The sequence below is a fragment of the Streptomyces sp. NPDC052016 genome, assembly GCF_044548445.1.
Lineage (GTDB): Bacteria > Actinomycetota > Actinomycetes > Streptomycetales > Streptomycetaceae > Streptomyces.
The window spans coordinates 108,359-121,260 of sequence record NZ_JBIUBX010000015.1; the positions used below are offsets into that span (position 1 = coordinate 108,359).

Annotated in this window: 15 protein-coding genes, 1 tRNA gene and 1 pseudogene; 6 read left to right on the plus strand and 11 right to left on the minus strand. The window is 72.8% G+C overall.

Translation table 11 applies throughout. The features are described 5' to 3' along the window. Nucleotides 1–1,023: a phosphotransferase family protein gene (locus ACIHAR_RS20040; RefSeq protein ID WP_365455956.1), complete on the minus strand. Its 1,023-nt coding sequence runs from the start codon at nt 1,021–1,023 to the stop codon at nt 1–3. 95 nt (nt 1,024–1,118) lie between these two features. Next, entirely contained in the window at nt 1,119–1,268 is a 150-nt protein-coding gene (locus ACIHAR_RS20045) for a hypothetical protein (protein WP_400020760.1), read from the minus strand. 91 nt (nt 1,269–1,359) lie between these two features. Between ACIHAR_RS20045 and ACIHAR_RS20050 the strand changes: the two genes are divergently transcribed. Beyond that, on the plus strand, nt 1,360–2,310 hold the full coding sequence (locus tag ACIHAR_RS20050; protein ID WP_365455950.1) for an NADP-dependent oxidoreductase: 951 nt from the start codon (nt 1,360–1,362) through the stop codon (nt 2,308–2,310). A gap of 109 nt (nt 2,311–2,419) precedes the next feature. Here the strand turns inward: ACIHAR_RS20050 and ACIHAR_RS20055 are convergent, their stop codons facing one another. The 4 genes from ACIHAR_RS20055 to ACIHAR_RS20070 all read right to left on the minus strand — a co-directional run bounded on the left by ACIHAR_RS20055 (nt 2,420) and on the right by ACIHAR_RS20070 (nt 4,676). Then, nucleotides 2,420–2,740 carry a DUF202 domain-containing protein gene (locus tag ACIHAR_RS20055; protein ID WP_365455947.1) on the minus strand — a complete coding sequence of 107 codons (321 nt, stop codon included), beginning with the start codon at nt 2,738–2,740 and terminating at the stop codon, nt 2,420–2,422. After that, on the minus strand, nt 2,728–3,120 hold the full coding sequence (locus ACIHAR_RS20060) for a DUF202 domain-containing protein (protein WP_365455944.1): 393 nt from the start codon (nt 3,118–3,120) through the stop codon (nt 2,728–2,730). Before ACIHAR_RS20060 ends, ACIHAR_RS20055 begins: the two co-directional genes overlap by 13 nt. Nucleotides 3,121–3,227: 107 nt before the next feature. Then, nucleotides 3,228–3,743: an NUDIX domain-containing protein gene (locus tag ACIHAR_RS20065; RefSeq protein ID WP_365455941.1), complete on the minus strand. Its 516-nt coding sequence runs from the start codon at nt 3,741–3,743 to the stop codon at nt 3,228–3,230. Between the two features lie 33 nt (nt 3,744–3,776). Next, nucleotides 3,777–4,676: a DMT family transporter gene (locus ACIHAR_RS20070; protein ID WP_365455938.1), complete on the minus strand. Its 900-nt coding sequence runs from the start codon at nt 4,674–4,676 to the stop codon at nt 3,777–3,779. Nucleotides 4,677–5,098: 422 nt separating this feature from the next. Between ACIHAR_RS20070 and ACIHAR_RS20075 the strand changes: the two genes are divergently transcribed. From ACIHAR_RS20075 to ACIHAR_RS20085, 3 genes are read left to right on the plus strand one after another with little or no spacing between them, the layout of a single operon-like run. Next, on the plus strand, nt 5,099–6,124 hold the full coding sequence (locus ACIHAR_RS20075) for a hypothetical protein (protein WP_400020765.1): 1,026 nt from the start codon (nt 5,099–5,101) through the stop codon (nt 6,122–6,124). Nucleotides 6,125–6,177: 53 nt separating this feature from the next. After that, complete coding sequence (locus ACIHAR_RS20080; protein WP_400020767.1) at nt 6,178–6,903, plus strand: molybdopterin-dependent oxidoreductase; 726 nt, start codon at nt 6,178–6,180, stop codon at nt 6,901–6,903. Beyond that, complete coding sequence (locus tag ACIHAR_RS20085; RefSeq protein ID WP_365455932.1) at nt 6,887–7,510, plus strand: cytochrome b/b6 domain-containing protein; 624 nt, start codon at nt 6,887–6,889, stop codon at nt 7,508–7,510. The genes ACIHAR_RS20080 and ACIHAR_RS20085 overlap by 17 nt, the downstream gene beginning before the upstream one ends. A 33-nt stretch (nt 7,511–7,543) precedes the next feature. Here ACIHAR_RS20085 and ACIHAR_RS20090 read toward each other — a convergent pair. The 3 genes and pseudogenes from ACIHAR_RS20090 to ACIHAR_RS20100 form a co-directional block, all read right to left on the minus strand. Then, a pseudogene (locus tag ACIHAR_RS20090) lies at nt 7,544–7,809 on the minus strand (SDR family NAD(P)-dependent oxidoreductase); the annotation flags it as partial. Nucleotides 7,810–7,819: 10 nt separating this feature from the next. Beyond that, the gene (locus tag ACIHAR_RS20095; protein ID WP_400020769.1) at nt 7,820–9,217 is read right to left on the minus strand and encodes a GntP family permease; all 1,398 of its coding nucleotides are present in this window, start codon (nt 9,215–9,217) and stop codon (nt 7,820–7,822) included. Between the two features lie 45 nt (nt 9,218–9,262). Then, nucleotides 9,263–9,781, minus strand: a complete 519-nt coding sequence (locus ACIHAR_RS20100; protein WP_365455926.1) for a gluconokinase — start codon at nt 9,779–9,781, stop codon at nt 9,263–9,265. Between the two features lie 157 nt (nt 9,782–9,938). Between ACIHAR_RS20100 and ACIHAR_RS20105 the strand changes: the two genes are divergently transcribed. After that, nucleotides 9,939–10,640 carry an FCD domain-containing protein gene (locus ACIHAR_RS20105; RefSeq protein ID WP_365455923.1) on the plus strand — a complete coding sequence of 234 codons (702 nt, stop codon included), beginning with the start codon at nt 9,939–9,941 and terminating at the stop codon, nt 10,638–10,640. Nucleotides 10,641–10,659: 19 nt separating this feature from the next. Here ACIHAR_RS20105 and ACIHAR_RS20110 read toward each other — a convergent pair whose 3' ends face one another. Both ACIHAR_RS20110 and ACIHAR_RS20115 read right to left on the minus strand, forming a co-directional pair. Then, nucleotides 10,660–11,034, minus strand: a complete 375-nt coding sequence (locus tag ACIHAR_RS20110) for a YchJ family protein (protein ID WP_400020772.1) — start codon at nt 11,032–11,034, stop codon at nt 10,660–10,662. 133 nt (nt 11,035–11,167) lie between these two features. Beyond that, a tRNA-Leu gene (locus ACIHAR_RS20115) sits at nt 11,168–11,252 on the minus strand. A gap of 202 nt (nt 11,253–11,454) precedes the next feature. Between ACIHAR_RS20115 and ACIHAR_RS20120 the strand changes: the two genes are divergently transcribed. Continuing rightward, nucleotides 11,455–12,783: a M20/M25/M40 family metallo-hydrolase gene (locus ACIHAR_RS20120; RefSeq protein WP_384654469.1), complete on the plus strand. Its 1,329-nt coding sequence runs from the start codon at nt 11,455–11,457 to the stop codon at nt 12,781–12,783. Nucleotides 12,784–12,902: the final 119 nt, after the last annotated feature.

Consider the following 12,902-nt stretch of genomic DNA (forward strand, 5'->3'; position numbering starts at 1 on the left):
TCAGCCTTCCTGGAGAGTGGTCAGTCCGTGGTCGATGAAGACGGGCACCAGGTCGCCGATGCGGTCGAAACCGCGGCCGACGGTCTGGCCCAGGGTGTAGCGGTAGTGGATGCCCTCCAGGATCACGGCGAGCTTGAACCACGCGAACGCCGTGTACCAGGACACGGCCGACACGTCGCGCCCCGAGCGGGCGGCGTACCGTTCGATCAGTTCGGCCGGATCCGGGTGTCCCGGGGCCTCCGCGGTCGTGGAGACGGGGGAGTCGGGCATGCCGAGCGGCATGCTGTACATCACCAGCAGCCCCAGGTCGGTGAGCGGGTCGCCGAGCGTGGACATCTCCCAGTCGAGGATCGCCCTGATCCGGTCGTCCTCGTCGATCAGCACGTTGTCGAGCCGGTAGTCGCCGTGCACGACGGCCGGGGCGGGGGAGGAGGGCAGCCGGCGGCCGAGGGTCGCGTGCAGTTCGTCGATGCCGGCCAGTTCGCGGTTGCGGGAGGCGTCGAGCTGTTTGCCCCAGCGGCGCAGCTGACGGTCCAGGAACCCCTCGGGGCGGCCGAAGTCGGCCAGGCCCACCTCGGCGGGGTCCACCGCGTGCAGCTCCACGAGCGTGTCCACCAGGGAGAGCACCGCGGCCCGGGTGCGCTCCGGGCCGAGCGGGGCGAGCTGGTCGGCCGTCCGGTAGGGCGTGCCGGCCACGAACTCCATCACGTAGAAGGGCGCCCCGAGCACCTCCTCGTCCTCGCACAGCAGCACCGGACGGGGCACCGGCACGCTGGTCGGGTGCAGGGCGCTGATCACCCGGTGCTCGCGCCGCATGTCGTGCGCGGTGGCCAGGACGTGGCCCAGCGGGGGCCGCCGTACGACCCACTTCGCCTCGCCGTCGGAGACCGCGTAGGTGAGGTTCGACCGTCCGCCCTCGATCAGCCGGCCGGTGAGCGGGCCGTGGACCAGACCGGGCCGCTCGCGGTCGAGCAGGGTGCGCAGCCGGTCGAGGTCGAGTCCGGGCGGGTGGTCGGGGCTCATGCGTCGCTCCTACGGACAGGTGAACGGGACCTGACCATGATGCCGACCGGTCGGTATGTCGTCCAGTAGCGGTGCCCAACGTGATCGGGGCCACCCTAGGCCGACTGCTCGCCGGGCAGAACCCGGACCGCCGCCGGGCGCGCCTTTCCGGACGCCTCCTCGGCCGTCCGGCGGACGGTGTGCTCCGGGTGGTGGGCGATGCGCTCCAGGCGGAGGGCGCTGATGCCGCACCCCCTCGCGGGCACGGAACGGGAGACGGCAGGGCCGCCACGCGAACGGCACACATCCGGGCATCCGGGCTTGCGCGGTGATCGACCACCCCGGAGGGTCGGTGGCATGAAGGGCATCAGCTACAGCCGGTACGGCGGTCCCGAGGTCCTCGAGTACGGGGAGGTCCGCGACCCCAAGATCGGCCCCGACTCGGTGCTGGTCAAGGTGCGGGCGGCGGCCGTCAACCCCGTCGACTGGAAGGCCCGGCGGGGCTACCTCGACGGCGTCCTCGACACCGTCTTCCCCGTGGTCCCCGGCTGGGACGTCTCCGGCGTCGTGGTGCGGCCCGGCCCGTCCGTCACGGAGTTCTCGGTGGGCGACGAGGTCATCGGCTACGTCCGCGAGGACTTCCTCTCCCGCGGCACCCTCGCCGAGTACGTCGCCGCCCCCGTGCGCACCCTCGCCCGCAAGCCGCGCAATCTCACCTGGGAGGAGGCCGCGGGACTGCCGCTGGTGGGACTCACCGCCTACCAGGTGCTGATCAAGGCCCTCCAGGTGAAGCGCGGGGAGACCGTCCTGATCCACGCGGCCGCGGGCGGCGTCGGCTCGATCGCCGTCCAGATCGCCCGCCACCTGGGCGCCCGGGTGATCGGTACGGCGAGCGAGGCCAACCACGACTTCGTGCGCTCCCTCGGCGGCGAGCCCGTGGCCCACGGCGACGGTCTGGGCGAACGGGTCCGGGGCCTGGCCCCCGAGGGCGTGGACGCGGCCTTCGACACCGTCGGCGGCGACACCCTGAAGATCTCCGCCAACCTGCTGGCCCCGGAGGGCCGTCTGGTCTCCATCGCCGACGCCGACGCGGTCGACTACGGCGGTCGCTACTGCTTCGTCCGTCCCGACCCCGACGACCTCACCCGCCTGGCCGAACTCGCCGAACAGGGCGTGGTCTCCGTGCACGTCTCGGAGACGTACCCCCTGGAACGCTCGGCGGACGCGTACCGGTCGAACGAGGAGGGGCGGACGCGGGGCAAGATCGTGGTGACGGTGGAGTGGGAGAGGGAGGAGATGGCGTGGTGAGGGGGAGCGGGGTGCGCGGGCCGGGAGGGGGAGCGGGCGCGCGGGCCGTGACGGCGAGCGGCGCCGCGGAGGAGGGTGACGGCAGTCAGGCGCCTGCCTGACACCCCGGCTACAGCACCAGGGCCGCCCCGCACACCGCCATCGCCACCGCGCACAACGCCATGGCCGTGGCCTGGCGCGCGGCCAGGGCCGGGGGCGCGGTCGCCGAGGCCAGGACGCGGATCCGGTGGTGGGCGAGGAGCAGGAAGCCCAGCCAGAGGGCGCAGCACAGGGCGCAGATGACGATCGCGACGGGTGTCGCACCGCCGTGCAGCGCGGTCCTCACGGCGAGGACCGCGGCGACGGTACTCGACAGCGTCGTCCGCCGCCAGGCGAGCCGGGTCCGCTCGGGCTGGAGCCCGGGATCGCGTTCGCCGCTCACCCCTCCCACCCGAGCAGCACCACGACGACCATCGCGACGGCCACCACCGCGACGACGAGGCTCAGTAGCGCCGGGAAGCGCGACGCCGGCAGGTCCTCGCCCCGCCGCATCGCGCGCTCGCACCGAACCCAGTGGTTCACCGCGCGCAAGGAGCACAGGACGCCCGCCGCCAGCAGCGCGAGGGCGAGCCCGACCCGCCACCCCCACCGCAGGTCCGGCAGGAACTGGTCCACCGCGAACCCGCCGCCGATCAGGGCGAGCGCGGTGCGCAGCCACGCCAGGAACGTACGCTCGTTGGCCAGCGAGAACCGGTAGTCGGGCGTGCTCCCCTCCCGACGCACCGCCTCGGGCGCGAACCACAACCGGACGTTCCGTAGGAACTCGATCACGCGCAGGACCCTACCCGGCGCCCGTCAGGAGAAGCGCTGCCGGGCGACGGACCGCTCGGCGGCGGGACCGGCGGCACCGCCGCCCTCCTGCGCGGCGCCCGCGCCGCTCAGCCCCCCGCCCGGAAGGCCCTGAGCCGCTCGTACGCCGCCAGCCCGTCCGGCACCCACTCCCACTCCGACAGCCGCCGCTCGACCTCCTCGTCGGACAGGAAGCCGTACCAGGCGACCTCCTCCACCTGGGGACGCACGGGCAGCGCGCAGCGCACCTCGTAGACGGCCGACCACCAGCTCAGACCGGCGCCGTCGTCGTACAGGAACTTGAAGAGGAACTCCGGCCGGGGCAGCCCGCGCACGCCGAGTTCCTCCTCGGCCTCGCGCAGGGCCGCGTCGTCGTAGGCCTCGCCCGCGCCGACCACACCGCCGACGAACATGTCGTGGAGGGAGGGGAAGACCAGCTTGCCGGGGGTGCGGCGGTGGACGAAGATCCGGCCGTCCGCGTCCCTCGCCTGGATGAAGACGCAGCGGTGGCGCAGGCCCTCCGCGTAGACCTCGCCCCGTGGGGACTGTCCGATGACCCGGTCGTGCTCGTCGACGACGTCGAGGATCTCGTCAGCAGCGCTCATGGGCCCATCCAAGCAGGGGCGGGCCCGCCGGCGTCACTGAGGCTGGAGTACGCGTGCGCGCACCCGCTCCGGCACGGCCGCGCCCTGCGGCATCGCCGGATGCAGCCCCAGCAGCACGATGCCCGCGACGACCGCCGCGAGTCCCGCCGCCTCCCAGGCCAGCGCGCCGGCGTCGGTGCGCAGCCGGTCCCCGAGGAAGCCGACCCCGCAGATGATCCCGGCGAGCGGCTGGGCCCCGGTCAGCGCGGGCAGCGACATGCGCAGCGGCGCCGTCTCGAACGCGCTCTGCACGAGGATGAGCCCGGTGATCCCGAGGAGCAGCACGGCGTACGGCTGCCAGCCGGTCAGCAGCTGGAGGAGGCCGCCCTCGGCGAAGAGCTCCCCGCTGACCCGGGTCAACGCGTCCTGGACGCCGTAGAGGAGCCCCGCCGCGAGGGCGAGCAGCACCGGGGCCGCGGACAGCCGTGACCGCTTGGCGTACGCCGTGAGCAGCAGGGCGAGTCCGACCATCACACCGATGATCAGCCAGTGCCGCAGCGGATCGTCGACCGCCGTGCCGCCGCGCGGCTCGCCCGCCACGATGAACGCGGTCACCCCGCCCGCGAGCAGCAGCAGTCCCGCCCAGCCCTGACGGCCCAGGGACTGCCTGGTCTGGTGGCGGGAGAGGGCGAGGGCGAAGAGGAGGTTCGTCGCCAGCAGCGGCTCGACCAGGGAGATCTCCCCGTTGCCGAGGGCGATCGCGCCCAGGACCATGCCGGCCGCCATCAGCCCGATGCCGCCCAGCCAGCGCGGCACCCGCATCAGGTCGAGCAGCAGCCGGGGCGAGAGGAAGTCGCCGAGGGGAGCCTTCTGGGCCGCGTTCTGCTGGAGGACGAATCCGAAGCCCAGACAGCAGGCGGCGCTCACGGCGAGAACCAGAACCAGAACCGACACGCTGAGTACCTCGATGATCGGGTCGGGCCACGGGAGGGCGTAGCGGCCGACTGCGGCGTCCCAGCGCTCGCGGAGCCCTGGGGGCGCCCGGACACGGCTTCGGGGTAGGACCCCGGTACCGGGCGGCTGACGCGGTCACGGCGTCCGACGGGACCGGCGCGGGGCCGGGGACGCGGGGGCGACCGTAGCCCATGCTGCGCGACCGGGCCGGGCGGCGCCATGGCGTACGCCACACCGCGGCGGTGCGCACCGTGCCCACCAGGGGTGGGGCGCGATCAAGTCCCCTGGGACGGTGGCCAGTTGACACCTGTCATGTGACCCCGGCCCTTGACGACGGGCGCCCCCGGGGTTTTGCTGTGGGTGATCGGCCGATCGCGGGCCGACGTGAGGCCCGTCACCGAGGAGGATGAGGAAGTCCCGCGGTGCCCCCATCCCCCCTCCCGGTCGACCGGGACCGAGACCACGAGCGAGACCGCGATCGCGCGGCCCGCCCGCCCGACGCGGACCCGGGCGCGGCCCTGGACGACACCGATCTCTCCGCCGCCCGCGCCGCGCTGGCGCAAGGCCGCTGGCAGAGCGCCCGCTCCCTGCTCGCCCACACCGGCGACGACTGGGACCGCCGCGGCCACCGCGTCGCCGTCCTCGCCCTCGAACCGTACGCCGCCGCCTGGGCCCACGAGTGGCTGCTCGCCGAACCGGGCTCCGCCGACGCGGCCGTCCTGCTCGCCCTGGCCCAGGTGCGGCGCGCCCTCCGCGGCAAGGAGGACCCGGACCGCGCCCGCGCGGCCTGCCGGGACGCCGCCGGGCGTACGCCCGCCGATCCCACACCCTGGCTCGGCCTGCTGATGCTGGAGCGCGACGGCTCCTCCGACGCCGTCCGGATCTTCGAGGAGATCCGGGCCCGCCACCGCGACCACCACCACGCCCACCACCTGATGGTCGCCCTGCTCGCCGAGCGCCGCGCCGCCGCCGGCCCGGACCCGTTGCACGAGGTCTACGACTTCGCCGCCTGGGCCGCCGAACAGGCCCCCGCCGACTCCCCGCTCGCCATCCTCCCGATCGTCGCGCACGCCGAGCGCTACCGCGCCCTCGCCTCCCACGGCCTCGCGCCCGCCGACCCGGCGACGGCCGCGCACTGGCGCGACCACCGGGCCCGGGACGTGATGAAGGCCGCCTTCGACTGGTGGCTGGAGTGGGAGCACGACGGCCACCCGCGCCGCCTGGTCGACCTGAACTTCCTCGCCCACGCCAAGGTCTGCGAGGGACGGCCCGCCGAGGCGGCACCCCTGTTCCACCGCATCGGTGACCACGTCACCCCGGCGCCCTGGTCGTACCCGGACCGCGACCCGTACACCGCCTTCCGCGCGGCGCGGGAAGGAGCGCTCGGCGGCGCCCGGCCGCCGGAGCACGCTGGGAGATCCGCGCGGGAAGTGATGACGGAATTCTGACGGCGTCCCTCGATCCCTGGCCCCGCCTCGCCCGCGAGTGCTCGAATGGTCCCGTGAACCCCGAACAGCCCGAGGAACGCGGAGCCCCCGTCGGCCGCCGGGTCCTCCTCGGCACCCTCGGCCTGGGCGCCCTCGGCGTCGTCACGGCGCCCACCCTCCAGCGGGGCCTGGAAGGCTTCCTCGGCGGTGCCGCCGACAAGGACCCCACCGGACTCACCGGACTGCTCCCCAACGGCGGCGGCTTCCGCTACTACTCGGTGGCGTCCTCCGTCCCGCACAAGAACGCCGAGACCTACCGCCTCACCGTCGACGGCCTCGTCGACCGCCCCGCCATCCACACCCTGGCCGACCTCAGGGCCCTGCCGCAGACCCGCCTGGTCAGGGACGTCCAGTGCGTCACCGGCTGGCGGGTGCCCGAGACGTCCTTCGAAGGCGTACGCCTGTCCACGCTGCTGGACGCGGCCGGCGTCCGCGCACAGGCCGGCGCGGTCCGCTTCACCTGCTTCGACGGCGCCTACACCGAGAGCCTCACGCTCGCCCAGGCCCGCCGCGCCGACGTCCTGGTCGCCCTGCGCATGCGGGACGAGGACCTGAGCCACGCCCACGGCGGCCCCGTCCGCCTCTACGTCGCCCCCATGTACTTCTACAAGTCCGCCAAGTGGCTCTCCGGCATCACCGTCACAGAGAAGGTGCGGCCCGGCTACTGGGAGCAGCGCGGCTACGACGTCGACGCCTGGGTCGGCCGCTCGAACGGACGCGACGATGAGCCTACGAGCTGAGGTCGCCCCGGCCACCACGAGGATCCGCCGCTTCAGCCCGGCCGAACGCTGGGTGCACCGTACGACGGCCCTGCTGATGGGCGTCTGCGTGCTGACCGCGGCCTTCCTCTACGTCCCCGAACTCGCACAGCTCGTCGGCCGCCGCGAGCTGGTGGTCCGCGTCCACGAATGGGCCGGCCTCGCCCTGCCCGTGCCCGTCCTGGCGGGCCTCGCCTCCCGCGCCCTCCGCGCCGACCTCGGTCACCTCAACCGCTTCGGCCCGCACGACCGCCGCTGGCTGGGCGCCGCCCTCCGCCGCGACCGGCGCCGGGAGTCACGGCCGGCCGGCAAGTTCAACGCGGGGCAGAAGATCTACGCCGCCTGGATCGCCGGAGCCACCCTGGTGATGCTCGGCACGGGGCTGATCATGTGGTTCACCCACCTCACCCCGATCATGTGGCGCACCAGCGCCACCTTCGTCCACGACTGGCTGGCCCTGACGATCGGCATCGTCCTCGCCGGGCACATCGGCATGGCCCTGGGCGATCCGGAGGCCCGGCGGGGCATGCGGACGGGGGCGGTGAGCCGGGAGTGGGCGCAGCGGGAGCATCCGCTCTGGCGCGGGTGAGCAGACACCCGCCCGCTCAGGAGGCGCCGAAGTGATGTCGAGCGGGCCGACCCGCTGTTCGACGTCCGCGATCCCGGCCCGCACCGACGCCCCGTCGGTGACGTCGAACACGGCCGTGTGCACCGCGTCGCCGGGAAGCTCCGCGGCGGCATGCTCGAGGCGCTCGCGGTCCCGGCCGTTGAGGACCACCGTGCAGCCGGCCTCCGCCGGACCGCGGGCGAGCGCGAGGTTTCGATGCCCCGGCTGGAACCGGTGACCAGGGCCCTACGGCCGCGGACGTCGAACAGGGGGTGACGCATCGCCGTACTTCTAGATGATCAGCGAGAGGAGCAGGACCACACCGCCGGCGACGACCGAGATGATCGTCTCCATCACGGACCAGGTCTTGATGGTCTGGCCGACGCTCAGCCCGAAGTACTCCTTCACCAGCCAGAACCCGGCGTCGTTGACGTGGCTGAAGAAGAGCGAGCCGGCGCCGATGGCCAGGACCAGCAGGGCCGCGTGGGTCGTGGACATGTCGGCCGCGAGGGGAGCGACCAGGCCGGCCGCCGAGACCGTCGCCACCGTCGCCGAACCGGTCGCCAGCCGGATCGCCACCGCGATCAGCCAGGCCAGCAGCAGCGCCGGGATCGACCAGTCCCCGGAGATCTCCAGCACCATCTGCCCGACACCGGAGTCGATCAGCGTCTGCTTGAAACCACCGCCCGCACCGACGATCAGCAGGATGCCCGCGATCGGCGCGAGACCCTTCTCGACGAGCTGCGAGATCCGCTCCTTGGAGAATCCGGCGGGCCGGCCCAGCGTGAAGATGCCGACGAGCACGGCGGCGAGCAGGGCGATCAGCGGGGAGCCGACGACGTCGAAGACGCGCTGCACGGTGTTCTCGGGGTCGTCCACGACGATGTCGACCAGCGCCTTGGCCAGCATCAGCACCACCGGCAGCAGGATGGTCGCCAGCGTGGCGCCGAACCCGGGACGCCTCTCCAGCTCCTCCGAGGGGCGCTGCGGGATCATCCGCTCCGGGGCGGGGACGTCCACCCAGCGGGCGGCGAACCGTGAGAAGAGGGGACCGGCGATGACCACCGTCGGTATGGCCACCAGGACGCCCAGCGCCAGCGTGACGCCGAGGTTGGCCTGCACCGCGTCGATGGCGACGAGCGGGCCCGGGTGCGGCGGAACGAGTCCGTGCATCACGGACAGACCGGCGAGGGCGGGGATGCCGATCCGCATGAGCGAGTAGTTGCCGCGCTTGGCGACCATCAGCACGACCGGGATCAGCAGCACGACGCCGACCTCGAAGAACAGCGGCAGGCCGATCACCGAGGCGATCAGCACCATCGCCCACGGCATCGAACGGCCGCCCGCCTTCGCGAGGATCGTGTCGACGATCTGGTCGGCGCCGCCGGAGTCGGCGAGCATCTTGCCGAGGATCGCGCCGAGCGCGATCAGCACGCCCACTCCGGCCACCGTGGAGCCGAGGCCGGTGGTGAAGCTGGTGATGGCCTTGTCGAGCGGTGCCCCGGCGAACGCGCCGAGCGCGAGCGAGCCGATGGTCAGCGCCAGGAAGGCGTGCAACTTGAACTTGGTGATCAGCAGGACGATGACGGCGATGCCCGCCAGCACGGCGATGCCCAGCTGGGCGTGGCCGGCCGAGGTGATCGGCTCGACGGTGTCCGCTGCCAGCATCTCGACGCTGAGTCTGGTCACGGGTGTCCCTTACAGGTACGGGGGATGGGGGAGGGGGTGTGGGGGTCAGGCGGTCGGCTCGGAAAGCGCCGTCAGGGCCGACGCGGCCCGTCGGGTGATCTCCTCGGGGCTGCCCGACACGTCCACCACGACCCCGGCCTCGTCCTCCTGGAGCGGCTGGAGGGTGGCGAACTGGGAGTCGAGCAGCGCGGTCGGCATGAAATGCCCCTGCCGGTGCGACATCCGGTCCTCGATCAGCGCGCGGTCGCCCGCCAGATGCACGAACACCAGGTCCGGCGCGGCGGCCCGCAGCCGGTCCCGGTAGGACCGCTTCAGTGCCGAGCAGCTCACCACCCCGCCGAGCCCCGCCCTCTCCTGCGCCCAGGTGCCGATGGCGTCCAGCCAGGGCCACCGGTCCTCGTCGGTGAGCGGAGTGCCGGCCGACATCTTGGCGATGTTGGCCTGCGGGTGGAAGTCGTCGCCCTCGGCGTACGGGACGCCGAGCCGGGCCGCGAGCAGGGGACCGATGGTGGTCTTCCCGGTGCCCGCGACGCCCATGACCACGACGACATGGGGGGTACTCATCGCTGCCTCACTGTCCTGCTGTCTCCGTACTGTCCTGCTGTCTCCGTCGACACGTGATGTCGACGCAACTGAAACCCATTAGGTACGACGAATACAAGAGTCTGTGACATATAAGTCTGACTTTTTGGCGTCGTGACGTACCCCGTACGCTGAGTGCATGACCACACCGGGCCGGGGTCTGCACGGCCATGTACTGGACACCCTCGGCCCCGCGATCACCGCCGGCGAGTATCCTCCGGGCAGCGTCCTGCGCACGGACGAACTGGCCCAGCGATTCGACGTCTCCCGCTCGGTGATGCGCGAGGCGGTCCGCGTCCTCGAGTCCATGCACCTCGTCGAGTCCCGCCGCCGGGTGGGCGTGACCGTACGCCCGAAGGCCGAGTGGAACGTCTACGACCCGCAGGTCATCCGCTGGCGCCTGGAGGGCGCCGACCGCCCCCACCAGCTGCGCTCGCTCACCGTCCTGCGGTCCGCCGTCGAACCGGCCGCGGCGCGCCTGGCGGCGCAGAACGCCACGGCGGAGCAGTGCGCCGAGCTGACCGAGTGCGCGCTCGGCATGGTCGCCAACTCACGCGGCCACCGGCTGGAGGAGTACCTCGTCCACGACGTCGCCTTCCACCGGGTGATCCTCACGGCCTCCGGCAACGAGATGTTCGCGCGCCTCGGTGACGTCGTCGCGGAGGTCCTGGCCGGCCGGACCCACCACGAGGTCATGTTCGAGGACCCCGCCCCGGCCGCCGTCACCCTCCACGTCCGGGTCGCCGAGGCCGTCCGCGAGGGCGACGCGGACCGCGCGGAGGAGCTGACCCGGGAGATCACCCTGGGGGCGCTCCAGGAACTGGACATCCTCGCGCCGTGACCCGGGGCCCGGGGACCCGCTACTGCGGCGGGAACTCCCCGTCGACGTACACCCAGACCCCGTCGAACCGCTCGAACCGGCTCCGCTCACGCAGCGCGCCGCCCCGGTAGGAGGCCCGGAACTCCACGATCCCCGTGGAGTGGAACGCGGTGCCGTCCACCGTGTCGAGGATCTCCAGCCCGGTCCACCGCAGCCCCGGATCGAGCTCGAGCCGCCCGGGCCGCGTCCGCGGATGCCAGGTCCGCAGCAGGTACCCCGCCTCCCCCGTCACGAAGGCGCTGTACCGCGACCGCATCAGGGCCTCGGCGGTCGGCGCGGCGGCGCCGGAGTGGTAGCGGCCGCAGCAGGCGTCGTAGGGCCGGGGGAGACCGCAGGGGCAGGCACGGGTGTTCATGGCGGCCATTGTGCTGGACCGGCGCCCGGCTCCGGCCACGGGGAGCGGGGGCAGCGACCTCCGCGGTGGGGAAGACGCCCGCACCACGAGCGAGGGCCGCGACCTGGTGGTCGCGGCCCTCGCTCTTCTCGCGTGTCCGAGGGGGGACTTGAACCCCCACGCCCGATAAAGGGCACTAGCACCTCAAGCTAGCGCGTCTGCCATTCCGCCACCCGGACAAGGTGTCTGTCGTGCGGGGTTTCCCTCGCGGCGACGTCGTAAACATTACCAGGCTTTCGGGGGTGCCCGATCACGGGTGGCCGGCCGTGCCGCCGCATCCGGCGTGAACGACGTGTGACGGGCCGGGAGCAGTCTTGGGCGAGGACGGCGGGCGGGGGAGGATGAGGGCAACCACCAGCAGTGACAGCGGGAGGAACCAGCGTGAGTGCGACGGACGACACGGCCAGGGGCGTCACCGGCGAGGACGAGGTCGTGGACCTCTGCCGCGAGCTGATCCGGTTCGACACCAGCAACTACGGCGACCACTCGGGCCCGGGCGAGCGCAAGGCGGCCGAGTGGGTCGCCGAGAAGCTCGCCGAGGTGGGGCTGGAGCCGAAGATCTTCGAGTCGCACCCGGGTCGCGCCTCCACGGTGGCCCGCATCGAGGGCGAGGACCCGTCCCGGCCCGCGCTGCTCATCCACGGCCACCTCGACGTCGTGCCGGCCAACGCGGCCGACTGGACCCACGACCCCTTCTCCGGCGAGGTCGCCGACGGGTGCGTGTGGGGGCGGGGCGCCGTCGACATGAAGGACATGGACGCGATGACCCTCGCGGTCGTGCGTGACCGGCTGCGCAGCGGGCGCAGGCCCCCGCGCGACATCGTCCTCGCGTTCCTCGCCGACGAGGAGGCGGGCGGCACGTACGGCGCCCGGTACCTGGTGGACCGCCACCCCGACCTGTTCGAAGGGGTCACCGAGGCGATCAGCGAGGTGGGCGGGTTCTCCTTCACGGTGAACGAGCAGCGGCGGCTCTACCTGATCCAGACCGCCGAGAAGGGCATGCACTGGATGAAGCTGACCGTCGCCGGCACCGCAGGCCACGGTTCGATGATCCACCGGGACAACGCGATCACCGAGCTGTCGGAGGCGGTCGCCCGGCTCGGGCGGCACGAGTTCCCGGTGCGGGTGACCAAGACGACCCGCGCCTTCCTCGACGAGCTCGGCGACGCCCTCGGCACCGAGCTGGACCCGGAGGACATGGAGTCGACCCTCGCCCGGCTCGGCGGTATCGCCAAGCTGATCGGCGCGACCCTGCGGAACACGGCCAACCCGACCCAGCTCGGCGCCGGCTACAAGGTCAACGTCATCCCGGGCGAGGCCACCGCCCACGTCGACGGGCGCTTCCTGCCGGGGCACGAGGAGGAGTTCCTCGCCGACCTCGACCGGATCCTCGGCCCGAAGGTGCGTCGGGAGGACGTGCACTCCGACAAGGCCGTGGAAACGTCCTTCGACGGGTCGCTGGTGGAGGCGATGCAGTCGGCGCTGCTCGCCGAGGACCCCACCGCCAAGGCCATCCCCTACATGCTCTCCGGGGGCACGGACGCCAAGTCCTTCGACGACCTCGGCATCCGCGGCTTCGGCTTCGCGCCGCTGAAGCTGCCGCCGGAGCTGGACTTCGCCGGCATGTTCCACGGCGTCGACGAGCGGGTGCCGGTGGACGGGCTGCAGTTCGGGGTGCGGGTGCTCGACCGCTTCATCGACGCGTCCTGAACCCTCTTCGGGGCGTGGAATTGTCCCGAATTGGCCCACTGAATCGACACTGCAGTATTCGCCAGCGTGTGCGGGCGTGACTGGGAAGAGTGAATGCGACGATAAGCGCGTAGCCTCAT

Excerpts from the sequence above, each read along its gene's own strand:
- ACIHAR_RS20100 (WP_365455926.1), bottom strand. The coding sequence starts at position 9,781 with ATGAGTACCCCCCATGTCGTCGTGGTCATGGGCGTCGCGGGCACCGGG.
- ACIHAR_RS20105 (WP_365455923.1), top strand. The coding sequence starts at position 9,939 with ATGACCACACCGGGCCGGGGTCTGCACGGCCATGTACTGGACACCCTC.
- ACIHAR_RS20085 (WP_365455932.1), top strand. The coding sequence starts at position 6,887 with ATGAGCCTACGAGCTGAGGTCGCCCCGGCCACCACGAGGATCCGCCGC.
- ACIHAR_RS20110 (WP_400020772.1), bottom strand. The coding sequence starts at position 11,034 with ATGAACACCCGTGCCTGCCCCTGCGGTCTCCCCCGGCCCTACGACGCC.
- ACIHAR_RS20050 (WP_365455950.1), top strand. The coding sequence starts at position 1,360 with ATGAAGGGCATCAGCTACAGCCGGTACGGCGGTCCCGAGGTCCTCGAG.
- ACIHAR_RS20040 (WP_365455956.1), bottom strand. The coding sequence starts at position 1,023 with ATGAGCCCCGACCACCCGCCCGGACTCGACCTCGACCGGCTGCGCACC.
- ACIHAR_RS20065 (WP_365455941.1), bottom strand. The coding sequence starts at position 3,743 with ATGAGCGCTGCTGACGAGATCCTCGACGTCGTCGACGAGCACGACCGG.